General features: G+C 71.2%; 27 protein-coding genes. 9 read left to right on the forward strand and 18 right to left on the reverse strand.

All coding sequences use genetic code 11. The features are described 5' to 3' along the window. Positions 1–19: 19 nt before the first annotated feature. Positions 20–658 carry an aa3-type cytochrome oxidase subunit III gene (gene ctaE / locus DEJ28_RS09430; RefSeq protein ID WP_111116477.1) on the reverse strand — a complete coding sequence of 213 codons (639 nt, stop codon included), beginning with the start codon at positions 656–658 and terminating at the stop codon, positions 20–22. Between the two features lie 70 nt (positions 659–728). Between ctaE and trpD the strand changes: the two genes are divergently transcribed. Then, positions 729–1,784, forward strand: a complete 1,056-nt coding sequence (gene trpD / locus DEJ28_RS09435; protein WP_111116476.1) for an anthranilate phosphoribosyltransferase — start codon at positions 729–731, stop codon at positions 1,782–1,784. A gap of 190 nt (positions 1,785–1,974) precedes the next feature. Here trpD and glpK read toward each other — a convergent pair whose 3' ends face one another. Next, positions 1,975–3,486, reverse strand: coding sequence for a glycerol kinase GlpK (glpK, locus tag DEJ28_RS09440; RefSeq protein ID WP_111116475.1), 1,512 nt, complete (start codon positions 3,484–3,486; stop codon positions 1,975–1,977). 29 nt (positions 3,487–3,515) lie between these two features. Next, positions 3,516–4,238, reverse strand: a complete 723-nt coding sequence (locus tag DEJ28_RS09445) for an MIP/aquaporin family protein (protein ID WP_111116474.1) — start codon at positions 4,236–4,238, stop codon at positions 3,516–3,518. Positions 4,239–4,551: 313 nt separating this feature from the next. On the opposite strand from DEJ28_RS09445, the gene dhaK reads away from it, so the two are divergent. Genes dhaK through dhaM form a run of 3 tightly spaced genes read left to right on the forward strand, consistent with a single transcriptional unit; the run spans position 4,552 to position 6,943 of the window. After that, positions 4,552–5,553: a dihydroxyacetone kinase subunit DhaK gene (gene dhaK, locus DEJ28_RS09450; RefSeq protein ID WP_111116511.1), complete on the forward strand. Its 1,002-nt coding sequence runs from the start codon at positions 4,552–4,554 to the stop codon at positions 5,551–5,553. A gap of 32 nt (positions 5,554–5,585) precedes the next feature. Then, positions 5,586–6,224 (forward strand): dihydroxyacetone kinase subunit DhaL, encoded by a 639-nt coding sequence (gene dhaL, locus DEJ28_RS09455; protein WP_111116473.1) that lies wholly within the window; start codon positions 5,586–5,588, stop codon positions 6,222–6,224. Next, the gene (gene dhaM, locus DEJ28_RS09460; RefSeq protein WP_111116472.1) at positions 6,221–6,943 is read left to right on the forward strand and encodes a dihydroxyacetone kinase phosphoryl donor subunit DhaM; all 723 of its coding nucleotides are present in this window, start codon (positions 6,221–6,223) and stop codon (positions 6,941–6,943) included. Before dhaL ends, dhaM begins: the two co-directional genes overlap by 4 nt. 53 nt (positions 6,944–6,996) lie before the next feature. On the opposite strand, the gene DEJ28_RS09465 is transcribed toward dhaM, so the two are convergent. Next, a complete protein-coding gene (locus DEJ28_RS09465) occupies positions 6,997–7,626 on the reverse strand; it encodes a TetR/AcrR family transcriptional regulator (RefSeq protein WP_111116471.1) in 630 nt (209 codons plus the stop codon). A gap of 56 nt (positions 7,627–7,682) precedes the next feature. Between DEJ28_RS09465 and DEJ28_RS09470 the strand changes: the two genes are divergently transcribed. Then, positions 7,683–8,903 (forward strand): beta-ketoacyl-[acyl-carrier-protein] synthase family protein, encoded by a 1,221-nt coding sequence (locus DEJ28_RS09470; protein WP_111116470.1) that lies wholly within the window; start codon positions 7,683–7,685, stop codon positions 8,901–8,903. Here the strand turns inward: DEJ28_RS09470 and DEJ28_RS09475 are convergent. Continuing rightward, the gene (locus DEJ28_RS09475; protein ID WP_111116469.1) at positions 8,890–9,723 is read right to left on the reverse strand and encodes a helix-turn-helix domain-containing protein; all 834 of its coding nucleotides are present in this window, start codon (positions 9,721–9,723) and stop codon (positions 8,890–8,892) included. The two genes, DEJ28_RS09470 and DEJ28_RS09475, sit on opposite strands and share 14 nt — an antisense overlap. Positions 9,724–9,825: 102 nt before the next feature. Here DEJ28_RS09475 and DEJ28_RS09480 point away from each other — a divergent pair, with 102 nt between their 5' ends. After that, positions 9,826–10,506 (forward strand): SDR family NAD(P)-dependent oxidoreductase, encoded by a 681-nt coding sequence (locus DEJ28_RS09480; RefSeq protein ID WP_111116468.1) that lies wholly within the window; start codon positions 9,826–9,828, stop codon positions 10,504–10,506. Between the two features lie 149 nt (positions 10,507–10,655). On the opposite strand, the gene DEJ28_RS09485 is transcribed toward DEJ28_RS09480, so the two are convergent. From DEJ28_RS09485 to DEJ28_RS09495, 3 genes are read right to left on the reverse strand one after another with little or no spacing between them, the layout of a single operon-like run. Continuing rightward, a complete protein-coding gene (locus tag DEJ28_RS09485; RefSeq protein WP_111116467.1) occupies positions 10,656–11,612 on the reverse strand; it encodes a carbohydrate ABC transporter permease in 957 nt (318 codons plus the stop codon). Next, positions 11,609–12,532 carry a carbohydrate ABC transporter permease gene (locus DEJ28_RS09490; RefSeq protein WP_111116466.1) on the reverse strand — a complete coding sequence of 308 codons (924 nt, stop codon included), beginning with the start codon at positions 12,530–12,532 and terminating at the stop codon, positions 11,609–11,611. The genes DEJ28_RS09485 and DEJ28_RS09490 overlap by 4 nt, the downstream gene beginning before the upstream one ends. Beyond that, positions 12,529–13,944 carry an extracellular solute-binding protein gene (locus DEJ28_RS09495; RefSeq protein WP_111116465.1) on the reverse strand — a complete coding sequence of 472 codons (1,416 nt, stop codon included), beginning with the start codon at positions 13,942–13,944 and terminating at the stop codon, positions 12,529–12,531. Before DEJ28_RS09495 ends, DEJ28_RS09490 begins: the two co-directional genes overlap by 4 nt. Positions 13,945–14,171: 227 nt before the next feature. Here DEJ28_RS09495 and DEJ28_RS09500 point away from each other — a divergent pair, with 227 nt between their 5' ends. Then, on the forward strand, positions 14,172–15,203 hold the full coding sequence (locus DEJ28_RS09500) for an alcohol dehydrogenase catalytic domain-containing protein (protein WP_111116464.1): 1,032 nt from the start codon (positions 14,172–14,174) through the stop codon (positions 15,201–15,203). 8 nt (positions 15,204–15,211) lie between these two features. Here DEJ28_RS09500 and DEJ28_RS09505 read toward each other — a convergent pair whose 3' ends face one another. The 5 genes from DEJ28_RS09505 to DEJ28_RS09525 form a co-directional block, all read right to left on the reverse strand. Next, positions 15,212–15,679, reverse strand: coding sequence for a hypothetical protein (locus DEJ28_RS09505; protein WP_111116463.1), 468 nt, complete (start codon positions 15,677–15,679; stop codon positions 15,212–15,214). Next, the gene (locus DEJ28_RS09510; RefSeq protein ID WP_111116462.1) at positions 15,676–16,116 is read right to left on the reverse strand and encodes an arsenate reductase ArsC; all 441 of its coding nucleotides are present in this window, start codon (positions 16,114–16,116) and stop codon (positions 15,676–15,678) included. The genes DEJ28_RS09505 and DEJ28_RS09510 overlap by 4 nt, the downstream gene beginning before the upstream one ends. After that, positions 16,113–16,718, reverse strand: coding sequence for a dihydrofolate reductase family protein (locus DEJ28_RS09515; protein WP_111116461.1), 606 nt, complete (start codon positions 16,716–16,718; stop codon positions 16,113–16,115). The genes DEJ28_RS09510 and DEJ28_RS09515 overlap by 4 nt, the downstream gene beginning before the upstream one ends. A 110-nt stretch (positions 16,719–16,828) precedes the next feature. Next, on the reverse strand, positions 16,829–17,323 hold the full coding sequence (locus tag DEJ28_RS09520) for a MarR family winged helix-turn-helix transcriptional regulator (RefSeq protein WP_111116460.1): 495 nt from the start codon (positions 17,321–17,323) through the stop codon (positions 16,829–16,831). Continuing rightward, positions 17,307–19,019 carry an MDR family MFS transporter gene (locus DEJ28_RS09525; protein WP_502866922.1) on the reverse strand — a complete coding sequence of 571 codons (1,713 nt, stop codon included), beginning with the start codon at positions 19,017–19,019 and terminating at the stop codon, positions 17,307–17,309. The genes DEJ28_RS09520 and DEJ28_RS09525 overlap by 17 nt, the downstream gene beginning before the upstream one ends. A 325-nt stretch (positions 19,020–19,344) precedes the next feature. Between DEJ28_RS09525 and alr the strand changes: the two genes are divergently transcribed. Then, positions 19,345–20,475, forward strand: a complete 1,131-nt coding sequence (alr, locus tag DEJ28_RS09530) for an alanine racemase (protein ID WP_111116458.1) — start codon at positions 19,345–19,347, stop codon at positions 20,473–20,475. After that, positions 20,468–21,505, forward strand: coding sequence for a D-alanine--D-alanine ligase family protein (locus DEJ28_RS09535; protein WP_111116457.1), 1,038 nt, complete (start codon positions 20,468–20,470; stop codon positions 21,503–21,505). Before alr ends, DEJ28_RS09535 begins: the two co-directional genes overlap by 8 nt. A 42-nt stretch (positions 21,506–21,547) precedes the next feature. On the opposite strand, the gene DEJ28_RS09540 is transcribed toward DEJ28_RS09535, so the two are convergent. The 5 genes from DEJ28_RS09540 to DEJ28_RS09560 all read right to left on the reverse strand — a co-directional run bounded on the left by DEJ28_RS09540 (position 21,548) and on the right by DEJ28_RS09560 (position 25,971). Next, positions 21,548–21,724: a hypothetical protein gene (locus DEJ28_RS09540; RefSeq protein ID WP_181433774.1), complete on the reverse strand. Its 177-nt coding sequence runs from the start codon at positions 21,722–21,724 to the stop codon at positions 21,548–21,550. A 119-nt stretch (positions 21,725–21,843) separates the two neighbouring features. Further along, the gene (locus DEJ28_RS09545) at positions 21,844–22,155 is read right to left on the reverse strand and encodes a DUF4190 domain-containing protein (protein WP_111116456.1); all 312 of its coding nucleotides are present in this window, start codon (positions 22,153–22,155) and stop codon (positions 21,844–21,846) included. A 164-nt stretch (positions 22,156–22,319) separates the two neighbouring features. Continuing rightward, complete coding sequence (locus DEJ28_RS09550) at positions 22,320–24,674, reverse strand: ATP-binding cassette domain-containing protein (protein ID WP_111116455.1); 2,355 nt, start codon at positions 24,672–24,674, stop codon at positions 22,320–22,322. 69 nt (positions 24,675–24,743) lie between these two features. Beyond that, entirely contained in the window at positions 24,744–25,199 is a 456-nt protein-coding gene (locus tag DEJ28_RS09555) for an NUDIX hydrolase (protein WP_111116454.1), read from the reverse strand. Between the two features lie 10 nt (positions 25,200–25,209). Next, a complete protein-coding gene (locus DEJ28_RS09560) occupies positions 25,210–25,971 on the reverse strand; it encodes an SDR family oxidoreductase (RefSeq protein WP_111116453.1) in 762 nt (253 codons plus the stop codon). Positions 25,972–26,005: the final 34 nt, after the last annotated feature.

Here is a 26,005-nt window from a genome sequence, read left to right on the forward strand (position 1 = left end):
GGTGGGGGCTATCCAGTTCCTACTTGAGAAGGTAGATGACGGCGAAGAGGCCGATCCAGACGACGTCGACGAAGTGCCAGTAGTACGACACGACGATCGCGGTGGTCGCTTCCTTGTGACCGAAGTTCTTGGCGGCGAAGCCGCGACCGAGCGTCAGCAGGAAGGCGATGAGGCCACCGGTGACGTGGAGGCCGTGGAAGCCGGTGGTCATGTAGAACGCGGAGCCGTAGGCGCTCGACGAGAGCGTGATGCCCTCGTGCCACAGGTTCGCGTACTCGAAGATCTGGCCGCAGACGAAGACCGCGCCCATGCAGTACGTGACGAAGAACCACTCCGTCATGCCCCAGTCCTTCGGGTTCCAGCTGGTGCGGTGCACCTGGAACCGCTCGGCGGCGAAGACCGCGAACTGACACGCGAAGCTGGACAGCACCAGGATGATCGTGTTCACCGAAGCGAACGGGACCTCGAGCTTGGAGGTCTCGGTCGCCCAGAGCTCGGGCGAAGTGCTGCGCAGCGTGAAGTAGATCGCGAACAGGCCGGCGAAGAACATGACCTCGCTGCCCAGCCACACGATCGTCCCCACGGCAACGGCGTTCGGCCTGTTCAGGACCGGACCGCTGGCGGATCTGGAGAGAGGGGTGCTAGTCACGTCCTCCATTATGGCCGAAGACACCGACAGTGTTTTCGCAGGAGACTGGCGGGTCTCTCAAATTCACTACGATCGAGACATGTTCGACCTCCTCACATGGCCTTCGGTGATCAGCGCGCTCATGGCGCGCGAGGACCTCACGATCAGCCAGTCCACATGGGCCATGCAGGAGATCGTGCAGGGGCGGGCGACCGAGGCGCAGATCGCGGCCTTCGTCGTCGCCCTCCGCGCCAAGGGCGAGACCGTCGACGAGGTCGTCGGCTTCCGCGACGCGATCCTCGAAGCCGCGGTCCCGCTCGACGTCGACCCGATGGCGCTCGACATCGTCGGCACCGGCGGCGACGTCGTCGGGACGGTGAACGTGTCGACCATGTCCGCCATCGTCATCGCCGCAGCGGGGGTGCCGGTCGTCAAGCACGGCAACCGTGCCAGCTCCTCGAAGTCCGGCTCGAGCGACGTGCTCGCCGCACTCGGCCTCGACCTGACGATGGACGCCGCGCGTGTCGCGGACACGTTCCGGCGTGTCGGACTGACCTTCGCGTTCGCCAGTGCCTTCCACCCCGGATTCGCCCACGCGGGCAAGGTGCGCCGGGAGATCGGCGTCCCGACGGTCTTCAACTTCCTCGGACCACTCGTCAACCCCGCACGGTGCGAGGCCAACGCGGTCGGGGTCGCGCAGCTCGAGCTCGTGCCGATCATCACGGGCGTGTTCCAGACGCGCGGGGCGACGGCACTCGTGTTCCGTGGCGACGACGGCCTCGACGAGCTCACCACCACCGGGCACAGCCACATCTGGGAGGTCACCGGCGGCCGGGTGACCGAGCACGACATCGACCCGCGGGACCTCGGGATCGCACGCGCCCGCGTCGAGGACCTGCTCGGCGGCGACCCGGAGCACAACGCCGCCGTGGTGCACCGGCTCCTCGCGGGAGCGGTCGGCGCGGTCCGCGACATCGTCCTGCTCAACGCCGCCGCCGGCCTGGTCGCGTTCCGGCTCGCGCAGGACCCGGCCGAGGTCGACCGCCCGATCCTGCAGCGCTTCCGCGAGCAGATGCTCGTCGCGGCCGAGGCGATCGACTCCGGTGCCGCAGCGCGCAAACTGGCTGATTGGGTCGGCGCGGCCCCCGCCGCGTAGCCGCCAGCCCCCTCACCAGAGGCGACGCGACGCGACGCACCGGACAAGACGCACCGGACAAGACGCACTGGACAAGACGCACTGGACAAGACGCACTGGACGTACGCACTGGAGGCCCGGTGCCGGTCCATGGGACCGGCACCGGGCCTCCAGTGCGTTGCGCTGTGCAGAGCGTCAGCTCAGGGCAGGACTACTGCACGTCCTCGTCGACCCAGTCGAAGGTCTTCGTGACGGCCTTCTTCCAGAGACGGAGCGTGCGGTCGCGCTCCGCGGCGTCGAGCTGCGGCTCCCAGCGCTGGTCCTCCTGCCAGTTGGCACGGAGCTCGTCGAGGTTCGCCCAGAAGCCGACCGCGAGGCCGGCCGCGTAGGCGGCGCCGAGCGCCGTCGTCTCGGCGACGACCGGACGGACCACCGGCACGTTGAGGATGTCGGCCTGGAACTGCATGAGCTCGTTGTTGGCGGTCATGCCGCCGTCGACCTTGAGCTCCGTCAGGTCCACGCCGGAGTCGGCGTTGACGGCGTCGAGGACCTCGCGGGTCTGCAGCGCCGTCGCCTCGAGGGCGGCACGGGCGATGTGACCCTTGTTGACGTAGCGGGTGAGGCCGACGATCGCACCACGGGCATCGGGACGCCAGTACGGCGCGAAGAGCCCCGAGAACGCCGGCACGAAGTACACGCCGCCGTTGTCCTCGACGGTCTTGGCGAGGGCCTCGACCTCCGGGGCGCTGCCGATGAGACCGAGGTTGTCGCGGAGCCACTGGATGAGCGAACCGGTGACGGCGATCGATCCCTCCAGCGCGTAGTGCGTCTCCTGGTCGCCGAGCTTGTAGCCGACGGTGGTGAGCAGCCCGTTCTCCGAGCGGACGATGTCCGTGCCCGTGTTGAAGATCAGGAAGTTGCCGGTGCCGTAGGTGTTCTTCGACTCGCCCTGGTCGAACGCCGCCTGGCCGAACGTCGCGGCCTGCTGGTCGCCGAGGATGCCCGCGATGGGCACCTCGCGGAGCAGGTTCGACGACTCGACGTGGCCGTAGACCTCGGAGGAGCTGACGATCTCGGGGAGCATCGCCTTCGGCACACCGAAGTCGGCGAGGATGTCGTCGCGCCACTGGAGCGTCTCGAGGTCCATGAACAGGGTGCGGGACGCGTTCGTGACGTCGGTCTTGTGCACGCCGCCGTCGACGCCACCGGTCAGGTTCCAGAGGACCCAGGTGTCGGTGGTGCCGAACAGCAGGTCGCCGGCCTCGGCCTTCTCACGTGCACCCTCGACGTTCTCGAGGATCCACATGATCTTGGTGCCGGCGAAGTAGGTCGCGAGCGGCAGGCCGACGATCGCCTTGTAGCGGTCGGTGTCCCCGTCGGCGAGCTTGTCGACGATCGCCTGCGTGCGGGTGTCCTGCCAGACGATGGCGTTGTAGACGGGCTTGCCGGTGGTCTTGTCCCAGACCACCGCGGTCTCGCGCTGGTTCGTGATGCCGACCGCCGCGACGTCGTGGCGGGTGATGTCGGCGCGGGACAGTGCCTGGCCGATGACCTCACGGGTGTTGTCCCAGATCTCCGACGGGTCGTGCTCGACCCACCCGGCACGCGGGAAGATCTGCTCGTGTTCCTTTTGTCCGACGGAGATGATCGAGCCGGAGTGGTCGAAGACGATCGCTCGCGTGCTGGTCGTTCCCTGGTCGATGGCGACGATGTAGTCGGCCATTGGTGCTCCTTACGGGTTCGTTCGGTGGGTCAGGCGAGGGGGAGGAGAGCGTAGGACAGGCCGGCCGCGAGGGCACCGCCGACGAGGGGGCCGACGACCGGCACCCAGGCGTAGGCCCAGTCGCTCGAGCCCTTGCCCGCGATCGGCAGGAAGGCGTGCGCGATGCGCGGACCGAGGTCACGTGCCGGGTTGATGGCGTAGCCGGTCGGGCCACCGAGGCTGACACCGATCGCGATCACGAGGAAGGCGACGGGGATGGCGCCGAGCTCGGCCGGGGTCTTGCCGTTGGTGAACGCGATGACGACGAACACGAGCACGAAGGTGCCGATGATCTCGGTGACGAGGTTCCAGCCGTACGAGCGGATCGCCGGGCCGGTCGAGAAGACGCCGAGCTTGGCGGCCGCGTCGGGCTCCTCGTCGAAGTGCTGCTTGTAGGCGAGCCAGACGATGACGGCACCGATGATCGCGCCGATCAGCTGGGCGAGCCAGTAGAGGAACATCTCGCCGACGGTGATGTTGCCGAGGATGGCCTGCGCGAGGCTCACCGCCGGGTTGAGCTGGCCGCCGGACTTGTACGCCACGGTGACACCGGCGAAGACCGCGAAGCCCCAGCCGATCGTGACCATGAGGAACCCGGCGCCGAAGCCCTTCGACTTCGTCAGGGAGACGGCGGCGACGACGCCACCACCGAGGATGATGAGCATCGCCGTACCGACGAGCTCAGACAGGAAATTGACGCCGATGCCGTCCATCGGTGGCCTCCAGTGCGTGAGGGTGGGGGACCGGTGGTGCTGCGCCGGCACTCCCCGTTGAGTGATTGAGGCCGAGCATAGTGACGCTGCTTCCCGCCGGGCGATGAGTTCGTGAGGGAACTGCGGAAAAGTGCACGAACGTGCAGGGCGGGTGTGCGCAGGAGCGTCCGCGGCCCCGCCGTTGCCGAACCGGCTGTGCACGAACGTGCACCGGACCCGAACGGGTGAGCGCCACGACGATGTACATTGAGGCAACTCCGGTCGACGACGGCGGTGTGCTGCCCTCGCGACCCCCTCACCCGTGGAGGTCAGCATGAAGAAGCTCATCAACGATCCGCAGGCCGTGGTCGACGAGACCGTCCGCGGGTTCGCCCGTGCCCACGCCGGACACGTCGTCCTGGTCGAGGACCCGATCCACCTGCACCGCGCGGACGCTCCGGTGACCGGCAAGGTCGGGATCGTCAGCGGTGGCGGCAGCGGGCACGAGCCCCTCCACGCCGGGTTCGTCGGCTACGGGATGCTCGACGCCGCGGTCCCCGGTCCGGTGTTCACGAGCCCCACGCCCGACCCGATCGTCGCCGCCACGAAGGCCGTCGACGGGGGAGCGGGCGTGCTCCACATCGTGAAGAACTACACCGGCGACGTCCTCAACTTCGAGACGGCCGCCGAGCTCGCCGGCATGGAGGACATCCGTGTCGAGGCGATCGTGGTCGACGACGACGTGGCCGTGCAGGACTCGCTCTACACGGCGGGCCGACGCGGAGTCGCCGGCACCGTCGTCGTCGAGAAGTGCGCCGGTGCCGCCGCCGAGCGCGGGGACGACCTCGACGCCGTCGCCGCCGTCGCCCGGCACGTCAACGACGTCACCCGGTCGATGGGCCTGGCGCTGTCCTCCGGGACCGTCCCGCACGCCGGCGAACCGTCGTTCACCCTGGCCGACGACGAGGTCGAACTCGGCATCGGCATCCACGGCGAGCCCGGCCGTGAGCGCATCGCCATGGCCCCGGCGGACGAGCTCGTCGACCGGGTCCTCGAGCCGATCCTCACCGACCTGTCCGCCCCGGCCGGTTCGCAGCTCCTGCTGCTCGTGAACGGCATGGGCGGGACCCCGCTCTCGGAGCTCTACATCGTCTACCGACGCGCCGCCGAGGTCCTCACCGACCGCGGGTACGAGGTCGCGCGTAGCCTGGTCGGCGACTACGTGACATCCCTCGAGATGCAGGGGTTCTCGCTCACCGTGACGGTGCTCGACGACGACCTCACCGCCCTCTGGGACGCACCGGTGGAGACCCCGGCACTGCGCTGGGGACGCTGAACCACCGTCCACCCTCCAGGAAGGAACACGAATTGGCGCTCGACACCGCATGGGCCATCGAATGGGTCCGACGCACCGCCGCGACGATCGACGAGCACCGGGCCGAGCTCGTCACGCTCGACCGGGAGATCGGCGACGGCGACCACGGTGAGAACCTCGACCGGGGCTTCCGTGCCGTGCTCGAGGCCGTCGACACCGGTTCGTTCGACACCCCGGGAGCCGTGCTCAAGGTCGTCGCGACGAAGCTCATCTCGACGGTCGGCGGCGCTGCCGGCCCGCTCTTCGGGACCGCGTACCTCAAGGCGGCCCAGGCAGCCGGCGACGCCACCGAGCTCGACCCGGACGGCCTCGTCGCCGTGCTGACCGCGGCGCGCGACGGCATCGTCTCGCGCGGCAAGGCCGCGGTCGGCGACAAGACGATGGTGGACGCCTGGTCGCCCGCCGTCGACGCCGCCGCGACCGCCGCGACCGCGGGCGACAGCCCCGAGCAGGTGCTCGCGGCCGCCGCGGACGCCGCCGTCACCGGTGCCGAGTCGACCGACGCGCTCGTCGCCCACAAGGGCCGCGCGAGCTACCTCGGGGAGCGCGCCGTCGGACACCGGGACCCGGGTGCCCAGTCGACGGTGTACATCCTCCGTGCCGCGGTCGACGCCGTCCGGAGCGCAGCGTGACCGTCGGCATCCTGATCGTCTCGCACAGCGCGGCGATCGCGACGGGCACCGTCGAACTCGCCCGGCAGATGGCCGCCGACGTCCCGCTCGTGGCCGCCGGCGGCACCGACGACGGCGGGATCGGCACCTCGTTCGACGCGATCACGGCCGGCATCGAGGAGCTCGCCGACGCGGACGCCGTGGTCGTCCTGTGCGACCTCGGCTCGGCCTACCTCACCACCGACACGGCGCTCGACTTCCTCGACGACGACGCCCGTGCGCGGGTGCACGTCTCGCAGGCACCGCTGGTGGAGGGCGCGGTCGCAGCGGCCGTCGCCGCGCAGACGGGCGGGGACGTCGACGCCGTCCTGGCCGCCGCCGCGTCCGCCGCAGCCTCCGAGACGGACGCGGGTCGCGCCTCCAGTCCGTCCGGTCACCAGCCTGGAGGCGCGGAGACGGTCTCCGGGACCGGTTCCGTCGACGACGTGGCCGTGTCCGAGACCGTCGCGCTCGTCAACGAGACCGGGCTGCACGCCCGCCCCGCGGCGGAGTTCGTGAAGACCGCCGCGAAGTACGAGGCGACGGTCCGGGTGAACGGTGTGGACGCGAAGAGCCTGCTCGCGATCATGGCGCTGGCGCTCCCGAAGGGGGCGGCGGTCACCATCGAGGGCACCGGGCCGGACGCACAGGACGCCGTCGCGGCGCTCGTCGCACTCGTGCGGTCCGGCTTCGGCGAGTAGACCGCGCCGTTCCGGCCGCCCCCGAATCGCCACCGGGCCGCTTCCCGGCGTCGTCAGCGGATCGAGACCGTGCCGGCGAGGTCGAGGTCCGATGGGCCGCCGGTGACCCCGGCGTCGGCCAGGAGCGTCGCGCCGAACACCGCGCTCCAGAAGGTCCGGGCATCGCGACCGACGCCGCTGCCGCTCGTCCACCCGTGCTCGGCGACGACCCGCTCGAGGTAGCGCTCGGACTGGCGGAACAGCACCGCCAGCAGCAGCCGGACCCGTTCGCGCTGTCCGGCGTCGTCACCGGCTGCCGCGAGGGCCCGGACGACGAGCGGGGTCGAGGGCATCGCGAGGGCGGTCCGGGCGAGCACGTGCCGGAACGCCTCGGCCGAGGATGCCCGCCGCCCCGCCGCCTGCAGCCGCGTGGTGTCGCGGAGGAACAGCGCGAACGCGGCGTCGAGGACGAGGCGGTCCTTCGACCCGTAGTGGTGCGTGATCTGGTTCGGGTACACGCCGGCCGCACGGGCGATCTCGCTGACCGTGACCGAGCGCCGGGCGCCGCCGCCGCCGCCGCTGCTGCCGCTGCCGCCGACGCTGCCGCTGCCGCTGGTGCTGAGCAGTCCGGCGGTCGCCGCGAGGATCCGCGCGCGGGTCGCTGCGCCGCGGGAGGTGCCGGGTCCGTCGGTCGTGGTTGCCATTCCGGAATTGTACGTGGTACAACTCAACTTGTTCAACGTACAAGAAGGAGTCTCCAGTGGACATCTCGATCACCGGCTACGGCGCGGTCTCCCCGTTCGGCCACGGCGTCGACGCACTCTGGGACGCGCTCGTCGCCGGCCGGTCCGGCGTGCGCGTCCTCGACCGGTCCGGCGCGCTGTGGGACCGACTGCCGATCCGGGTCGGGGCCGACGCGGCGCTCGACGCCGACGGCGCGCTCGGACGGGTCCGGGCGAACCGCCTCGACCGGAGCCAACAGCTCGCCCTCGTCGCCGCCGAGGAGGCCTGGGCGGACGCCGGGGCGCCGACGGTGGAGGGCGACCGACTCGCCGTGGTGGTCGGCACGGGCATCGGGGGAGTGGAGACGCTCCTCGACGCCCACGACGTGCTCGGCGAGTCCGGAGCACGGCGCGTGTCCCCGCGCACGGTGCCGATGCTCATGGCCAACGGCGCGGCCGCGCAGATCAGCATCGCGTTCGGCGCCCGCGCGGGGGCCTACACGACGGTGTCCGCCTGCGCCTCCGGGGCCGAGGCGATCGCGATGGCCGCGCGGCTGATCGTCACGGGCGAGGCCGACGTCGTGGTCGCCGGCGGGACCGAGGCCGCGGTCACCCCGGTCACGATGGCGTCCTTCGCCCAGTCCCAGGCGCTCGCGAAGCCCCTCGACGACGACCCGACCATGCTCTCGCGCCCGTTCGACGCCGACCGCCGCGGGTTCGTCCTGGGCGAGGGCGCCGGGTTCGTCGTCCTCGAGCGCGCGTCGCACGCCGTGGCCCGGGCGCAGCGGTCGCACGGCACGCTCGCCGGGTGGGGCATCACCTCGGACGCCTTCCACATCACCGCGCCGCTCGCCGACGGCAGCGAGCAGGAGCGCGCGATGACGGCGGCGATCCGGATGGCCGGACTCACCGGCGCGGAGATCGACCACGTCAACGCGCACGCGACCGGCACGCCCGTCGGCGACGTCGGTGAGGCCGCAGCGATCACGCGGGCGGTCGGCACCGGTGCGCTCGTGACTGCGCCGAAGAGCGCGATCGGGCACATGTTCGGTGCGGCGGGCGCGGTCGAGTCGATCCTCGCCGTGCGGGCGATCGAGACCGGACTCGTGCCGCCGACGCTGAACCTGGAGCACCTGGACCCGGCGGTCGAGCTCGACGTGGTGGCCGGGGTCGCGCGCCGCGCACCGCTCCGGACGGCGCTCAACAACTCGTTCGGGTTCGGCGGTCAGAACGCGTCGCTGGTGTTCACCGCGGCGTGAGCTCCTGCAGGCCGGTGACCCGGAGCAGGTCGAGCTTGGCGGCGTCCTCGGTGCCCGGGACCGCGGTGTAGACGACGATCCGCAGGTCGCCGGCGGGCACGCTGAGCACGTCGCAGTCGATCTCGATCGGACCGACCGGGGTCTCGACGGTCTTCCGGCTGGCACGGTGCTCGGCGATCCGGCCGGTGTCCCAGCGCCGCTCGAACTCGGGCGACCCGCGGCGGAGCCGGGCGACGAGTTCGGCGAGGTCACGGTCGGCCGGGTAGCGTCCGACGGCGGCACGGAGGTCGGCGGCGAGGTCGCTCGAGAAGTCCTCCTGGTGGGTGTCGTCCCACGCGACGCCGTCGTGGCCGTGCATGAAGTGCCGCCAGACCAGGTTCCGCTCGATGCCGGTGTAGCGGGTCGGGTCGCCGGACAGCGCGGCCCAGAGGTCGTTCCAGAGCACGATGTCGTGGGCGGCCGTGAACACCGCGAGCGGCACGTCGCCGAGCCGGTCGACGATCCGCTGGACGCCCGGGGTCACGTGGCGGGGGACCACCTGACGCGACGGCGCCGCGGCCCCGGCGACGCGGAACAGGTGGTCGCGCTCGTCGGTCGTGAGGCGGAGCGCCGTGGCGAGCGCACCGAGCATCTGCGGCGACGGGTTCGTCGCACGGCCCTGCTCGAGGCGGACGACGTAGTCGACGCTCACCCCGGCGAGCGCCGCGAGCTCCTCGCGGCGGAGCCCGGATGTCCGTCGACCGGCACCGGCGGGCAGGCCGACCTCCTCCGGGCGGACCCGGTCGCGCCAGGACCGCAGGACGTTCGCGAACTCGCTCATGGGTCCATCATCGCCCCGGGCACGGCGTCCTCCCTGGTACTGGTGGTCCCACCGTCGTCCGGTGCCTGGGGGATCCGTCCGAGCGGGCCGAGGATCGGTGGCATGACAACGACACTCATCACCGGAGCCAACCGCAGCCTGGGCCTCGAGACCGTCCGCCGCCTCGTCGAGGCCGGGCACACCGTGTACGCCGGCATGCGCGACCCGTCCCGCGGTGACGACGCCCGTGCGCTCGGCGCCCACGTCGTCCAGCTCGACGTGACCGACCAGCAGAGCATCGAGCGGGCGGTCGCGACGATCCCCGAGCTCGACGTGCTCGTGAACAACGCCGGGGTGCTCGGCACCTCGTTCGGCGTGGACGACCTCGACGCCGCGGCCATCGCCGCCGTGCTCGACACGAACGTCACCGGGGTGGTGCGGGTCACCCAGGCGGCGCTCCCGCTCCTCCGTGAGTCGGCGAACCCGGTCATCGTGAACGTGGCGTCCGGCGTCGGGTTCCCGCGGTGGCTGTCGACGCCCGGGCGGGACGAGTTCCCGGTGCCGGCGATCCCGTACGCCGCGTCGAAGGCGGCCCTCATCGCGCTGACGGTGCAGTACGCCAAGAACCTGCCGACCTTCCGGGTGAACGCGAGCGACCCCGGGTACACGGCGACGGAGTTCAACGGGTTCGGTGGCCACCAGACCGTGAGCGAGGGGACCGACGCCACGGTGGCGCTGGCGACGCTCGGGACCTACGGCCCGACCGGCGAGTTCCACGACCGCGAGGGCCGCGTCGAGTACTGAGGCCCGCCCGCCCGCACGCCCGCGACGGACTCCGGTGCGAGGTTCCGTACTCCGTGCGCCGCTCGATGAGTGGCACCGAGTACGGAACCTCGCACGGGGCGGGTCGGGACGGCCCGGCACCGGCGCGGCGCGGCACGGGGCGGCGCGCCCTACCCCTTCGCGCCGGTCGTGGCGATCCCCTCGACGAACTGCCGCTGCCCGATGAAGAACAGGATGATCATCGGCACCGTGGTGATCACCGAAGCCGTCACGATGAGCTCCCAGTGGAACTCGCCGCCGAACCCGAACTGGTCGACCATCGCCTTGAGCCCGCGCGGCACGGTGAACGTCGCCGAGTCCCGCAGGTAGATGAGCGGCTTCATCAGGTCGGTCCAGCTCGCCTGCGCCTCGAACAGGGCCGTGACGACGAGCGCCGGCTTGCAGAGCGGCAGCGCCACCGACCAGAACACCCGGAAGTTCCCGGCGCCGTCGACCGTCGCCGCGTCGAACGTGTCGCGGGGGAGTCCGAGGAAGAACTGCCGGAGCAGGAACACGTAGAACGCCGAGCCGAACAGGTTCCCGGCCCAGAGCGGTGTGAGCGTGCCCGACTGCCCCAGCGTGTTCCAGATCATGAACGTGGGGATCATCGTGACCGCGCCGGGCAGCATCATCGTCGCGAGCACCAGCCCGAACAGCAGGTTCCGGCCGCGGAACCGGAAGTACGCGAACCCCCAGGCGACCATCGCCGACGTGAACGTCACCGCGACCGTCGCGAGCAGGGTGACGACGAGGGTGTTCCCGATCCACAGGGCCATCGGCGCCGACTGCCAGATCGTGACGTAGTTGTCGAGGGTGAAGGTGCGCGGGATGAGCGCGTTGTCGAACACCTGGCTGCGGGGCTTGAACGAGGCGCTCACCAACCAGAGGAACGGGTACAGGAACACCACGGCGCAGACGACGAGCGCCGCGATCGTCAGGCCGCGGCGCCAGCCGCGCCCTGACCCGTGTTCCGGGCGGACCGCACCGGTGGCACCGGCCCGCACCGAGCGGGGTGGGACCGGCCCCGGACCGACGGCGGCCGTCGTGTCGGGGGAGGTCGTGCCTCCAGGCAGCGTCTCGGCGCTCATGCGTCGCCCCCTTCGTAGTGGACGAGCCGTCGCGAGACACGGATCTGGACGATCGTGACGGCGAGGATGATGACGAAGAGCACCCAGGCCATCGCCGACGCGAAGCCCATGTGGAGGTACTCGAAGCCCTGCTGGAAGAGGTAGATCACGTAGAACAGGGCCGCGTCGTTGCCGTAGGCGGAACTCGACGCCCCGAAGAACGCGGTGTACGACTCCGTGAACGTCTGGAACGACGCGATCGTGGTGACCACCGTGACGAAGAAGACGGTCGGACTGATGAGGGGGAGTGTCACCCGGAGCGTCCGCTGCCAGGGGCCGGCGCCGTCGAGCGTGGCGGCCTCGAGGAGGTCGGTCGGCACGGCGCGGAGCGCGGCGAGGAAGATCACCACGCTCGCGCCGACGGTCCAGAGGCTCATGATGACGAGGCCCGGCTTCACCCACGCGGGGTCCGTCGTCCACGCCGGCCCGTCGATGCCGACGAGCGCCAGCGCGCGGTTCACCAGGCCGTCCTGCCCGTTGAACACGAGCAGGAACAGGGCGCCCACCGCCACCGCCGGTGTCATCTTGGGCAGGAAGAACACCGTGCGGAAGAACCCGGACGCCCGGCCGGCCCGTGCCAGCAGCAGGGCGAGCGCGAGGGACACGAGGACGTGGGCGGGGACCTCGAGGACCGTGAAGAGCACTGTGTTGCCGAGCGAGAGCGCGACCTTCGGGTCCTGGAAGAGCTGGACGTAGTTGTCCCAGCCGACCCAGCGGGCCGCGTGCAGGACGTCGTAGTCGGTCATCGACAGCCAGGCGCTCTGCAGGATCGGCCACAGGGTGAACACCAGGAACCCGATGATCCACGGGCTGATGAAGAGGAGTGCGCTCGTCGCTTCGCGGCGTCGGCGGCGGCGCACGCCGGTCCGGATGGTCGTCATCGTCGTCCTTCCTCGGCCCAGGCCGCGTCGAGCGCCTGCTGGGCCACCTCCTGCGCGCGTGCCATCGCCTGCTCCGGCGTGGCCTGCCCGTTGAGCACGCTGTTCACCCCGTCCTGCCACGCCTTCGCGAACTCGGCGGCTGCGGGGTTCGCCGGTGCCGACACGGCGTGGTCGTTCGCCGTGTAGATCGCACGGACCGCCTGCACCCACTGGTCGTCCGACGACCGGCCCTGCTCCGCCGCCTGGTCGAGCGCCATGCGTTCGATCCGCGCGTCCGCCGCACGGTTCGCGGTGAGGAGCCCGGTGAACTGCTTGTGGGTCTTGGTCCCCGCGCTGATGCGGGCCTTCGCGGCCGCGATCCACGCGTCGACACCGGTCATCGTCACGGCGTACCGGCAGGCGAGCTGCGGGTCCCGTGCGTTCACCGGCACACCCCACGCGCTGCCGCCGGCGAACGCGATCGGGTCGCCCTGCCGGTCGCGGAACGCGTCGAACTGCAGGCGCACGTCGGGGCTGACGTCCTCGAGCACGTTGACGTACCAGTTGTCCATCGGCTCCGCACCGAGACCGCCCGACGCGAACGGGTTGTCCTCGCCGAACAGGTCGGCCGCGTCGCGCACCGCCTTCACCCGGTCGAACCCGCCCTCGGGTCCGGTCAGCGACACGGCGTACCGCAGCGCCTCGACCACCGCCGGGTCGTCGAGCTGCGCCGTACGGCCGTCCTCCGAGATGGGCCGAGCACCGTTGGCCAGGCTCCAGAGCCAGAAGAAGTCCGGCAGCTTCGCGTCGACGCCCATCACGTCGAGCCGTTTGCCGCTCGTCCGCGTCATCGCCTCGTTCGCCGCCGTCATCGCGGCCCAGTCCGAACCGTTCACGTCGGCCATCGTCAGATCCGAGCGATCGAGCAGGTCCGTCGAGGCCATCGCGATCTGCAGCTGGTTGAACTCCGGCACCCCGTACACGTGGCCGCCGTGCGACACCTGCGCCACCGCGGTGTCGCGGAACCCGGAGGTCTTCGTGTCCGACCCGGCGAGGCAGCGGTCGAGGGGGAGCAGCGCACCCTGCGTGGCGAGGGACCCGATGTCGTCGCGGGACGCGTACACGAGGTCGGGGGGATCGCCCGCGGCCACCGCGGACAGGAACGTCTGGGTGTCCAGGGCACCTTCGGCCATCGAGACGCGGACGTCCGGGCCGAGGGCCTTCCGGGCCACGCCGTCGCGGACCGTCGCGACGTCGTCCCCGAGGCCGAAGCCCATCACGTCGAGGGTGCCGGACAGGTGGGCGTCCAGCGAGTAGTCGACGTGGCGGTCGTCGCGGGGTTGGATGCCGGAGGCGCACCCGGAGAGGACGAGGCCGATCACCACGAGGGAACCGAGTCCGGTGGCCCTCGTCGTCCTGCTGCGTCCGGACACCGTTCCTCCATCCCCGCACCCGCCGTTGGGCGCGACCCCTGCTTCTTCTTCTACCGGGCTTCGCGTGTGCTGGACAGGACCCGCGCTCCGGGGACAAAGCGACGGCTGTCGGTCGGGCGCCGTCACCGCAGTGCGGCCTGGAGGCCCGTGGTGCGCCCGCAGGGCCACCGCCCGTCCGCGTCGTGGTCGCCCGTCACGGCCGTGGGCACGTCTGTCAGGATGGCCGGATGCGCGCAGTGCAGTACGACCGGTTCGGCTCCGTCCCCTCGATCGTCGACCTGCCGGAGCCGGTGGCCCCGGAGGACGGCGTCGTCGTCCGGGTCGCCGCCACCGGGGTCTGCCGGAGCGACTGGCATGCATGGAAGGGGCACGACGACTCGGTCCGCCTGCCGCACGTGCCCGGGCACGAGTTCGCCGGCGTCGTGGCGTCCGTCGGGTCGGCGGTGACGCGCTTCGCCGTGGGGGAGCGGGTGACGGCGCCGTTCGTGTTCGCGTGCGGTTCGTGTGGCGAGTGCCTCGCCGGCGCCACCCAGGTCTGCACGCGGCAGCAGCAGCCCGGCTTCACGCTGCCGGGGTCCTACGCCGAGTCCGTGGTGGTGCCGCACGCCGACGTCAACCTCGTCGCGCTGCCCGATGCCGTGGGGTTCGCCGAGGCCGCCGGGCTCGGTTGCCGCTTCGGGACCGCCTACCACGCCCTGCACGCCCGAGGCCGGGTGGCGGAGGGGGAGTGGGTCGCGGTGTACGGCTGCGGCGGCGTGGGCCTGTCGACCGTGATCGTCGCGGTCGCAGCCGGGGCACGGGTCGTCGCGGTCGACGTGTCGCCGGCCGCGCTCGCGCGGGCCGAGGCGCTCGGGGCCGTGCCCGTCCCGATGGACGACGGCGTCGTCGGCACCGTCCGGTCGATCACGGACGGCGGAGCGCAGGTCTCGGTCGACGCGTTCGGCAGCCGGGCCACCTCGGTCGCCGCCGTGGCGTCCCTGCGCCCGCGCGGGCGGCACGTGCAGGTCGGGCTGCTGCTCGACGACGACGCCGCGCCCGCGATCGCGATGGGGCGCGTGATCGCCGAGGAGCTCGAGCTGCTCGGCAGCCACGGGATCGCCGTTGGGGAGTACGCCGCGATGCTCGACGACATCGTCGCGGGGAGGCTCCGTCCGGCGGAGTCCCTCGGTCGGACGATCGGCTTCGACGACCTGCCCGACGCGCTCGTGGCGATGGACGGCCCCGCCGGATCGGCCGGCATGACCGTCGCGGTGTTCTGACCCGCGTCTCAGCCGCCGGGTGCCGGTTCGACGGACACCGGCAGCGCAGCACGCGTCTGGTCGCCACCGTGCGAGGTGACCGCGAGGACCGCATCGCCGCTCGGCAGGTCGTCGGGCAGCGCGAACGACCCGCTCACGGTGAACCGTTCGCCGGTCGGCTCCGGGTGTCCGAGGACGACCGCCTCGCCGGTGACCGAGGGGGTGATCGTCACGTCGACGTCATCCGCGGCGCGGGGCGTTCCACCGGTGTCCTCGCAGGTCTGCCACATCCAGTCGACGCTGAGCCGGACGACGCCGCCCGGCTGGAGTGACGAGTCCCCGAGTTCGAGTTCCGGCCCGGCGCAGGAGCCGGACGCACTGCCGCTCACGCAGCCGGTGAGGGACACCACGGCCGCGAGCACGAGCGACCCGACCACGATCCGCCGCCGCACCGTCGCAGTCCGCGGCCCCGTCGCCACCGGCTGGCCCGACGTCATGCCGCGGTGGGGAGCAGCGATGCGAGCAGCACCTGCACCCGCTGCCTGATCTCGTCGCGGATCGGTCGCACGTCCTCGATGCCCTTGCCCGCGGGGTCCGTCAGCTCCCAGTCCTCGTAGCGCTTGCCCGGGAACACGGGGCAGGCGTCGCCGCACCCCATCGTGATGACGGCGTCGGAGTCGCGCACCTGCTCGGTGGTGAGGACCTTCGGCTGGTTCGACGCGATGTCGATGCCGTCCTCGGCCATCGCCTGGATCGCGACGGGGTTGATCTCGTCCTTCGGTTCGGAACCGGCGCTGCGGACCTCGACGCGGTCGCCGCCGAACGCCTGCGCGTAGCCCGCTGCCATCTGGGACCGGCCGGCGTTGTGGACGCAAACGAACAGGATCGTGGGGACCGTGGTTGACGTGGGCTCGGTCGTCGTGGGCTCGGTCATCGTGGCGCGGTTCCGCTCGGTCGGTAGACATCGCCCTTCGCCCCGCCGTCGAACACCGTCGAGCTGACGAGTTCGAGGTCCAGCTCGTCCGGCAGTCCGTCGAAGACGCCGGCACCCGAGCCGAGCACGACGGGGAGGATCGCCAGGCGGTACTCGTCGACGAGGCCGGCGCGCACCAGGCTGCGGCAGAAGTCCGTGCCGCCCTGCGCGAGGACGTACCCGCCGTCCTCGCTGCGCAACCGGTCCACCTCGGCCGCCAGGTCACCGCTCGCCACTCGGGCACCGGCCCACGAGGCCGCTGCGGGGGAGTCACCCGCGGTTCCCGCCACCAGCGCCGGGTCGAAGTCGGACCGACGGGTGAAGACCACCTTCGGGATGCTGTTCATCGGCGCGGCCATCGGCGTCGTCGCGTTCGCCCAGAACCCCGCGATCGACTCGAAGGTCGTGCGACCGAAGGCGTGGACGCCGGCGCCGGCGAGGGTGTCGAGCACCCAGGCGGCCGAGTCCGGGCCGGCGGCGCGGAACATCCAGTCGGAGTCCGCACGGGTCCCGGCGACGAACCCGTCGAGGGACATCGACATCTTCAGGACGAGCTTCCGCATGATCGCGATGCTAGAGGGGAGCGGAACGGAGCACCAGACGTGGGGTGCGGTCGACCTGAGTTGACATAATATGCATTATCGGCGCACGCCCCGGCGGCCGCCGCGACGCCTCACCGCGGCCACAGGTTCACCAGCAACCGCGCGAGTTCGTCGAGGTCGTGATCCGGCCACTCCGCGAGGTTGCTGCGGAACTCGTCCCGCGCGCCGTTCCGGATCGCTTCCATCCGCTCGACGGCACGGTCGGTCGGGCTGATGATGACCGCGCGCCGGTCGGCAGGGTCCTGACCGCGTGACACGAGGCCGAGCGACTCGAGCTCGTGCAACAACCTGCTGAGGACGCTCTTGTCGAACCCCAGCGACTCCGCCAGGACTCCTGCCCCCATCGGCCCACCGGCGACGAGTTCCTGCAGCGCGCGGAACCCCGAGGGCTTGAGCGCCGGATCGACGTCGGTCGCCTGCTGCCGAAGCCGTGTGCGGTACGCGCTGAACAGCATCGCGAACTGCCGCTCGAGCGCGTCGATCCGGCTCTCCACGCCTCCCCCGACCGCGCTGGGTTCTGCGGCGGTCGGGGTCTCGGGCGACGTCATCTCACGAGTGTCGGCCATGCGCCTTGTCGCCCGCCTGGGAACCACTGTCCGTGACGACAGGGTTCGAGCCCGTCACGGTCCCGACGCCGGCGAAGTCCTCGGCGGCACCGGCGAGCGGCCCCGCGTCGGTGGAGCGCTCGGCGACGGTCTTGGTGGTGAGGGGCTTGTTCGGCATGAAGATGATCGCCAGCACGAGCAGGACCGAGATCGGAGCCGCGATGAGGAAGATGTTCGCGACGGCCTGACCGTAGGCGGACTCGATGATCTGACGGACACCGTCGGGCAGCTGGCTGACGGCCGGGATGCTGCCGGAGGCGAGCTCCTTCGCCACGGCAGCGCCCTTCTCGCCGAGCGCGGCGATGGCCTTGCCGATCGCCACCTGCTTGTCGCCGAGCAGATCGGAGACGCGGGTGCCGAGGACGGTGCCGAGGACGGAGACGCCGAGCGCGCCGCCCAGCGACCGGAAGAACGCGACACCGGCGGAGGCGGCACCGATGTTCCGCGGCTCGGTGGTGTTCTGCACCACGAGCACGAGGTTCTGCATGACCGAGCCGACGCCGGATCCCATGATGAACATGTAGACCGCGACGACGATGTACGGGGTGTCGTACTGGATCGTGCCCATCAGGGCGAGACCGACGACGAGCGCGATCGAGCCGATGAGCATGATCGGCTTCCACTTGCCCGTCTTGGTGACGAGCATGCCGCCGACGGTCGACGCGATCAGCAGGCCGCCGATCATCGGGATGGTCAGCAGACCGGACTGGGTCGGGGTGGCGCCACGGGCGAGCTGCATGTACTGCGCCAGGTACACCGTCGCGCCGAACATCGCGATGCCGACGGCGATGGAGCCGATGACGGCCATCGAGAACGTCCGGTTCTTGAACAGCGACATCGGGATGACGGGTTCCTTCGCGCGGAGCTCGACGAACACCGTGGCGACGAGCAGGACGACCGCACCGATCACCATCACGAACGAGGTCGGCGAGACCCAGTCGAAGTTCTTGCCGGCCAGGGTGACCCAGATGAGCAGGAGCGAGACGCCGCCGGCGATGGTCGCGATGCCGAGGTAGTCGATCGAGACCTTCCGCTTCGGCATGGTCCGGAGCTTCAGCGTGACCTGCAGCAGGATGATCGCGGCGACGGCGAACGGGACGCCGACGAAGAAGTTCCAGCGCCAGCCGAGGCTGTCCGTGAGGAGCCCGCCGAACAGCGGCCCACCGACGGTACCGACGGCCATGACGGCGCCGAAGTACCCGCCGTAGCGCCCGCGCTCACGCGGGCTGATGATGTCGGCCAGGATGATCTGGCTGAGGGCGGTCAGACCGCCGGCGCCGAGGCCCTGCACCACGCGGAACGTGATCAGCGTGCCGGGGTTCTGCGAGAACCCGGCCAGCGCCGAACCGAGCACGAAGATCACCAGGGAGAGCTGGATGAGGAGCTTCCGGTTGAAGAGGTCGGCGAGCTTGCCCCAGACCGGCGTGGAGACCGTCGTCGCCAGGAGCGTCGACGTCACGACCCAGGTGTAGGCGCTCTCGCCGCCGCCGAGGTCCCCGATGATCCGTGGGAGCGACGTGCTGACCACGGTGGACGCGAGGATCGCCACGAACATGCCGAGCAGCAGTCCCGAGAGCGCCTCGAGCACCTGACGCTGCGACATGGCGGGTGCGTCTGCTGATCGCTCGTGTGCGACCTCGGACCTGGGTTCTGACATCTGTGCTCCTCGTGGGGACGACCGGCGTGCCACGCTGCACCCGTTTACTTGACCAAGATCAATGATCCCACTTGTTTGACGAAAGTCAAACATCCCCTGGGTTGCGGCCTGGAGGCGCGGACCAGGTGAGCAGACCGGCTCGGGTGATCCGCGCCTCCAGGCCGGCGCCGCCCATCCGACGGACGGTCGTCATCCGGCCGACGTGACCGACTTCGGTCGAGCGGCGGCGCCGCGTCATCCGCGCGGCCGATGGCCGCGACCTCCGCCGACGGGACCATCGGAACATGACCACCAGCACCAGCACCGGCGAGCCGACGAGGTCCGGATGACGACGTCGGCCCCGCAGCTCGTCGTCCACGACGACGCCATCCGCGCGAACACGTCCCGGTTCGCCGACCGTACCGACGGCCGGCTGATGGCCGTGCTCAAGGCCGACGGCTTCGGCCACGGCGCCATCGCCCGCTCCGTCATCGACGCCGGCGCGACCTCCATCGGCGTGACGACGATCGACGAAGCGCTCGCGATCCGTCGCGACGGTGCCGACGTTCCCGTGCTCAGCTGGCTGAACCCCGTCGACGCGGACTTCGAGGCGGCGCTCCTCGCCGACGTCGACATCGCGGTGTCCGGCGTCGAACTCCTCAGCGCCGTGAGCCGGGCGGCGCTCCGGACCCGGCGTCGCGCTCGTGTCCACCTGCACGTCGACGTCGGCATGTCCCGCGACGGTGCCGCTCCGGAGACCTGGTCGGCGCTCTGCACCGCGGCGCGCGAACTCCAGCTGCTCGGCACGGTCCGGGTCGTCGGCGTGATGGGACACATGTCCTGCGCCGACCGCCCCGAGGACCCGCAGAACGACCGCGAACGACTCCTGTTCGCGAACGCCGTCCGGACCGCGCGACGCCGTGGTCTCGCGGGCTTCGTCACGCACCTCGCCGCCACCGCCGCGACGATCACCGGCGCCGGCGGCACCCACGACGTGCACCGGATCGGCGCCGGCTTGTTCGGCATCGACCCGTCGGCGACCTCGACGGACCTCCGACCGACGCTGTCCCTGACCGCCCCGGTGGTGGGGACCCGCGAGATCGGGGCCGGCGTCGGCATCGGGTACGGGCTCGACCACGTGGCGGCGGGTCGGACGAACCTGGCGCTGCTCCCCCTCGGCTACGGCGACGGACTCCCCCGGAGCGCCTCCGAACGCGCCGAGGTGCACGTCCGCGGACGTCGTCGTCCGCTCGTCGGGCGGTTCTCGATGGACATGGTGGTCGTGGACACCGGCGACGACCGGCTGCACCTCGGCGAGACGGTGACGCTCTTCGGCCGCGGCACCGACGGCGATCCCACGGTCGCCGACTGGGCGCGGTGGGCCGACACCATCGAGCACGAGATCGTCACCCGGATCGGCTCCCGTGTCGCCCGGGTCCACCGCAGCACCGACACCCTGGAGGCCGCGCATGCCTGACCACGACTCCCCCGACCTGGGCCGCGCTGAGCTGCCCCGCGCTGACCTGGGCGGTGCTGAGCTCCGCCACACTGATCTGCGCCGCGTCGCCGTCATCGGCGGCGGTGTGAACGACGAGCACGAGGTCTCGCTGGCCTCCGCCGCCGCCGTCGCCCGGGCCGTCCACGAACTCGGTCTCGACGTGGTCCCGCTCACGATCGACCGGGACGGCTCCTGGCGGCACACCGACGGCGCGGCGTTGTGCCCCGCGGAGGCCGTGGCACTCCTGACCACCTGCGACGCCGCGTTCCCGGCGCTGCACGGCGTCCACGGCGAGGACGGCACCGTCGCCGGGTTCCTCGACCTGATCGGGGTGCCCGTCGTCGGCTCCCCCGTCCGCGCCGGTGCACTCGGGATGGACAAGTGGGTGACGAAGACGATCGCCGAGTCCCTGGGGATCAGCACGGCGCCGGCCGCGCTCATCCGCGCCGGAGCCACTGCGGGTGCCCTGCCGTTCGCGCCGCCCCTCGTCGTGAAGCCGACCACGGGCGGCTCGAGCAACGGCGTCTCGGTCGTGCGGCACACCGGCGAGTACCCCGCCGCGATCGCCTCCGCGCGGGCCGCCGGTCCCGAGGTCCTGGTCGAGTCGTTCGTCACCGGGAGGGAGATCGACATCGCCGTCTTCCGCGACCGTTCCGGAGCGCTGCGGACGGGCTCGACGCTCGAGATCGGGGTGGCGGACGGTGCACTGTTCGGCCGGGAGCAGAAGTACGACGGGACCGCGGAGTTCGTGCTGCCCGCACGACTGACGGATGACGAGCACGCCGCCGTCGAACGCGCCGCGCGGACGCTCTACGACACCCTCGGGTGCGCCGGCGTGGCCCGGTTCGACTTCTTCGTGACCGCGGACGGCGTGGTGCTCAACGAGGTGAACACCTGCCCGGGCTTCACCAAGCAGTCGCAGGTGCCGCAGATGTTCGCGGCGGTCGGGCTCCCCTACGTCGCGCTCGTCCGAGAGCTCCTCGACGCGGCGGTCACGCTCACGCCCTGAGGCTGCGCCTCGCCTTCGTCCCGACTGTCAGGGGTGCGCCGCTCAGGACTGCTGGTCGCCCGCGGGGTCTTCGCCGTCGGTCGGCACGTCGTCCGCGTCGATCTCGAGCGCGGCCTGTTCGTCGTCGCGCTCCTCGAGGTCCTCGCGGTCCGTGTCGGGCTGCTCGGGCGCTTCGGCCTGGGTGGTCTCTTCGGCGGGGTCCGGCTGGCTGTAGCTCATGCCGGGGACGCTACGCGTGGGACCTGGGCGGGCATCCGGCGGCCCGGTGGGACGCACCGGAGACGGACTGGAGGCGCGTGGCGATGCCGCCACGCGCCTCCGGTCGTGCGTCTCGAGCCTCAGTTCACGAGGTTGGCGAGCGCGATCGCGTTGATGATGAAGCCGATGATCCCCACGACGATGGCGATCACGGACAGGATGATCCCGCCGAGGACGATGCCGCGGCTCAGGCTGCGACGGCGGGCGAGGATCCCGAGGATGAGGCCGACGACACCGGCGATGACACCGACGATCGGGATGAAGAGTCCGACGACGGTACCGATGATCCCGAGCACGAGGCTGGCGATCGCCATGCCGTTGCTCGAGCTCGTGGGCGCGGTGCCGGGGTTGCCTGCTGCGGGGTAGTTCGGTCCACCGGGCTGGTTGGACATGGGGGCTCCTTCGGTCCGGACGCTCGCCGAGCGGCCGGGCAGCCGCAGGCCGGGTAGCCATGCGTGAGCGTCACTCGAAACCGTAGCCCGAACGTACGGCTCGTGTTCAGGTCGGCGGCCGGCATCTGTCCTTCGGCTCAGGCGCCGACTGCAGGGGCCCGCCCTCAGGCGCCGACGTACGCCGCCAGGTGCTCCCCCGTCAGTGTCGACCGGTCCCGCACGAGTTCCGCCGGTGTCCCCTCGAACACCACCCGTCCGCCGTCGTGCCCGGCACCCGGACCGAGGTCGATGAGCCAGTCGGCATGCGCCATCGCGGCCTGGTGGTGCTCGATCACGACGACGGTCTTCCCCGAGTCCACCAGGCGGTCGAGCAGCCCGAGCAACTGATCGACGTCCGCCAGGTGCAGACCGGTGGTCGGTTCGTCGAGCACGACGATGCCGCCGGCGTCACCGAGGTGCGTCGCGAGCTTCAGTCGCTGGCGTTCCCCGCCGGAGAGCGTCGTGAGCGGCTGCCCGATCGTCAGGTAACCGAGTCCGACGTCCACGAGCCGGGCGAGGATCGCGTGGGCCGCCGGGATCGTCGCCTCGCCGGTGGCGAAGAACTGCTCGGCCTCGGCGACGGGCATCGCGAGCACCTTGCCGCCGAGCCGGTACTCGAGCACGGACTGGTCGAACCGCTTGCCGCCGCACTCGGAGCACGGGGTCGCGATGCCCGCCATCATGCCGAGGTCGGTGTAGATCACCCCGGCGCCGTTGCACGCCGGGCAGGCGCCCTCGGAGTTCGCGCTGAAGAGCGCGGGCTTCACGCCGTTGGCCTTCGCGAACGCTTTCCGGATCGGTTCGAGCAGCCCGGTGTAGGTCGCCGGGTTGCTGCGCCGGGAGCCACGGATGGCGCCCTGGTCGATCGCGACGACGTCGTCACGCGGCGACAGCGAGCCGTGGATGAGCGTGCTCTTGCCGGAACCGGCCACGCCGGTGACGACGGTGAGGACGCCCGTCGGGACGTCGACGTCGACCCCCTGGAGGTTGTGGGCGTCGGCCCCGCGGATCTCGATGACGCCGGTGCGCTGCCGGACCTCGGGCCTGAGCGTCACCCGGTCGTCGAGGTGCTTGCCCGTCACGGTGCCGCTCCCCCGCAGACCGTTGACCGGCCCCTCGTAGCAGAGGGTCCCGCCGTACGTGCCGGCCCCCGGACCGAGGTCGACCACGTGGTCCGCGATCGCGATGACCTCCGGCTTGTGCTCGACGACCAGCACCGTGTTGCCCTTGTCGCGCAGTCGGAGCAGCAGCTGGTTCATCCGCTCGATGTCGTGCGGGTGCAGCCCTGTGCTCGGCTCGTCGAAGACGTAGGTGACGTCGCTGAGGGACGATCCCAGGTGCTTCACCATCTTCACGCGCTGTCCCTCTCCCCCGGACAACGTCCCCGTCGGCCGGTCCAGCGACAGGTACCCGAGGCCGATCTCGACGAAGGAGTCGACGGCGTCACGGAGTCCGTCGAGGAGCGGCCCGACGCTCGGCTCGTCGAGTCCGTGCAACCACGCCGCGAGGTCGGTGATCTGCATCGCGCAGACGTCGGCGATGCTCTTGCCGGCGATCTTCGACGACCGCGCGATGTCGTTCAGTCGCGTGCCGGCGCACGCGGGGCACGTGGTGAAGGTCACCGCCCGGTCGACGAAGGCCCGGATGTGCGGCTGCATCGCGTCTCGGTCCTTCTGCAGGAACGAGCGGCGGACCCGGAGGACCAGGCCCTCGTACGTCATGTTGATCCCGGCGATCTTCTGCTTCGTCGGCTCGCGGTGGAGGAAGTCCTCGCGCTCCTGCGCCGTGAAGTCGCGGATCGGCTTGTCCTTGTCGACGTACCCGGACTCGGCGAACATCCGGACGTTCCACCCGTCGGTGCCGTAGCCCGGGATGGTGATGGCGCCGTCCGCCAGCGACTTCGTGTCGTCGAACAGCTGCGTGAGGTCGATGTCGGTCACCGAGCCCCTGCCCTCGCAGTCGGCGCACATCCCGCCGAGCCGCGAGAACGAGACCTTCTCGGCCTTGGCGTCCTTGCCCTTCTGCACCGTGATGGCCCCACCCGCCGTGACCGTTGCGAGGTTGAAGGAGAAGGCGTTCGGTCCCCCGACGTGCGGGGTGCCCAGTCGGCTGAAGAGCACCCGGAGCATCGCGTTCGCGTCCGTCACGGTGCCCACGGTCGATCGTGGGTCCGCGCCGATGCGTTCCTGGTCGACCACGATCGCGGTGGTCAGCCCGTCGAGGACGTCGACGTCGGGGCGTGCGAGCGACGGCATGAAGCCCTGCACGAAGGCGCTGTACGTCTCGTTGATCATCCGCTGCGACTCGGCGGCGACGGTCGCGAACACCAGCGAGCTCTTGCCCGAGCCGGACACCCCGGTGAAGACCGTCAGGCGGCGCTTCGGGAGGTCGACGTCGACGTCGCGCAGGTTGTTCTCGCGCGCGCCACGGACCCGGATGCGGTCGTGACGGTCGGCGGCGTGGTCGGCGCTGGGTTCCATACCGATCAGCCTACCGGTGGCGTGTGACGTTCTACAGGACGGTTCCGGCGTGGAACGGCCCCGGCCGCGTCACGGCTGTGCGTGCCGCCGGACGAGTTCGGGGAGCTCGGTCGGTTCGAAGACCTCGTCGGTCGCGTCGAGCTCGTCGGCCGTCCACCACCGCGACTGCAGGATGTCGACCTGTTCGTCGTCGGTCCAGCCGGCGTCCGACAGCACGAACCCGGGGGTGCGGACGACGTAGAACTCGGCGTGGCCGCGGTCGTGGTCGGCGAGGTCCCACTCGACGTCGAAGTCCCACGACCAGACCGACTCGCCCGGTTCGTCGATGACGATGCCGGTCTCCTCGCGGAGTTCACGGATCGCGGCGTCGCGGTGGTCCTCCCCCGGGTCGACACCGCCGCCGGGGGTGATCCAGCGGTGGGCGCCGTCCGACGACGGCGACTTCGTGTCCATCAGGAACACGCGTCCGTCGGGGTCGAGCAGGATGATCCGGGAGGTCAGTCGGAGGCCGGGCTTCGCAGTCACCCGATCGACGCTAGCCGACGAAGCCGCTGACGTCCCCGACGAGCTTCGTGTGGTCCGCCGGGATCGGCTCCACGGCCGCGAGGGCGATCTCGGCCGCGAACTCGGACACGCTGTAGAGCTTGCCGACCTCCTGTCGACGTCCCTCGATCGCGCCCGGGTTGAGTCGGTTGAGGAGCGTGGCGGTGATCGTGCCCTCGATCATGTCGCCGGAGACCACGACGAACCCGATGCCCGCGGCCTCGAGCTGCGGGACGAGCTCGCGGAGGGCGAGCTCCCCGGCGCGCTTGCTCTTCGCGACGGGGACGTACTCGTCCATCGTCTCGGCGGTCTCGACGAAGTGGGCCTGGTGGCTCGTGACGAACACGACGCGGGAACCGGCCGGCATGTGCGGCACGGCAGTCTGGAGCATGTCGACCTGGGCGTCGCGGTTGAGGCGGAGGGCGTAGTCCTCGCCGAGGCCGGACTCCATGCCGCCCGAGGCGTTGAGGACGAGCAGGTCGATGCCGCCCCACTCAGCGACGACGGCGTCCACCATGGCCTGCACCGAGTCGTGCTCGGTCAGGTCGGCACCGACGGCCAGCGCCGAGCCGCCCGCGGCGACGATCTTCTCGGCGATCTGCTCGGCGCGCTTGGCCTTGTTGCGGTAGTTCACGACGACCTTGGCACCGGCCTCGGCCAGGTACCCGACGGTGTCCGCACCGATGCCGCGGGAGGACCCCGTGACGAGGGCGCGCGTGTCGGCGAGGGATCCGGGGGCGAGGGGGTTGCTCACAGTCGTGTTCTCCAGGTTCGTTCCGGCGGTTCGG

It is taken from the genome of Curtobacterium sp. MCPF17_002, from assembly GCF_003234115.2.
In the GTDB taxonomy this organism is placed as follows: Bacteria; Actinomycetota; Actinomycetes; order Actinomycetales; family Microbacteriaceae; genus Curtobacterium.

Bases quoted from the DNA above. Each gene is read 5' to 3' on its own strand.
- DEJ28_RS09480 (WP_111116468.1), top strand. From the start codon at position 9,826: ATGACAACGACACTCATCACCGGAGCCAACCGCAGCCTGGGCCTCGAG.
- DEJ28_RS09510 (WP_111116462.1), bottom strand. From the start codon at position 16,116: ATGACCGAGCCCACGACGACCGAGCCCACGTCAACCACGGTCCCCACG.
- DEJ28_RS09540 (WP_181433774.1), bottom strand. From the start codon at position 21,724: ATGAGCTACAGCCAGCCGGACCCCGCCGAAGAGACCACCCAGGCCGAA.
- ctaE (WP_111116477.1), bottom strand. From the start codon at position 658: ATGGAGGACGTGACTAGCACCCCTCTCTCCAGATCCGCCAGCGGTCCG.
- DEJ28_RS09535 (WP_111116457.1), top strand. From the start codon at position 20,468: ATGCCTGACCACGACTCCCCCGACCTGGGCCGCGCTGAGCTGCCCCGC.
- DEJ28_RS09445 (WP_111116474.1), bottom strand. From the start codon at position 4,238: ATGGACGGCATCGGCGTCAATTTCCTGTCTGAGCTCGTCGGTACGGCG.
- glpK (WP_111116475.1), bottom strand. From the start codon at position 3,486: ATGGCCGACTACATCGTCGCCATCGACCAGGGAACGACCAGCACGCGA.
- DEJ28_RS09505 (WP_111116463.1), bottom strand. From the start codon at position 15,679: ATGACGTCGGGCCAGCCGGTGGCGACGGGGCCGCGGACTGCGACGGTG.
- DEJ28_RS09465 (WP_111116471.1), bottom strand. From the start codon at position 7,626: ATGGCAACCACGACCGACGGACCCGGCACCTCCCGCGGCGCAGCGACC.
- DEJ28_RS09515 (WP_111116461.1), bottom strand. From the start codon at position 16,718: ATGCGGAAGCTCGTCCTGAAGATGTCGATGTCCCTCGACGGGTTCGTC.
- DEJ28_RS09525 (WP_502866922.1), bottom strand. From the start codon at position 19,019: ATGTCAGAACCCAGGTCCGAGGTCGCACACGAGCGATCAGCAGACGCA.
- DEJ28_RS09550 (WP_111116455.1), bottom strand. From the start codon at position 24,674: ATGGAACCCAGCGCCGACCACGCCGCCGACCGTCACGACCGCATCCGG.
- DEJ28_RS09485 (WP_111116467.1), bottom strand. From the start codon at position 11,612: ATGAGCGCCGAGACGCTGCCTGGAGGCACGACCTCCCCCGACACGACG.
- DEJ28_RS09475 (WP_111116469.1), bottom strand. From the start codon at position 9,723: ATGAGCGAGTTCGCGAACGTCCTGCGGTCCTGGCGCGACCGGGTCCGC.
- DEJ28_RS09490 (WP_111116466.1), bottom strand. From the start codon at position 12,532: ATGACGACCATCCGGACCGGCGTGCGCCGCCGCCGACGCCGCGAAGCG.
- trpD (WP_111116476.1), top strand. From the start codon at position 729: ATGTTCGACCTCCTCACATGGCCTTCGGTGATCAGCGCGCTCATGGCG.
- alr (WP_111116458.1), top strand. From the start codon at position 19,345: ATGACGACGTCGGCCCCGCAGCTCGTCGTCCACGACGACGCCATCCGC.
- DEJ28_RS09545 (WP_111116456.1), bottom strand. From the start codon at position 22,155: ATGTCCAACCAGCCCGGTGGACCGAACTACCCCGCAGCAGGCAACCCC.
- DEJ28_RS09520 (WP_111116460.1), bottom strand. From the start codon at position 17,323: ATGGCCGACACTCGTGAGATGACGTCGCCCGAGACCCCGACCGCCGCA.
- DEJ28_RS09500 (WP_111116464.1), top strand. From the start codon at position 14,172: ATGCGCGCAGTGCAGTACGACCGGTTCGGCTCCGTCCCCTCGATCGTC.
- dhaK (WP_111116511.1), top strand. From the start codon at position 4,552: ATGAAGAAGCTCATCAACGATCCGCAGGCCGTGGTCGACGAGACCGTC.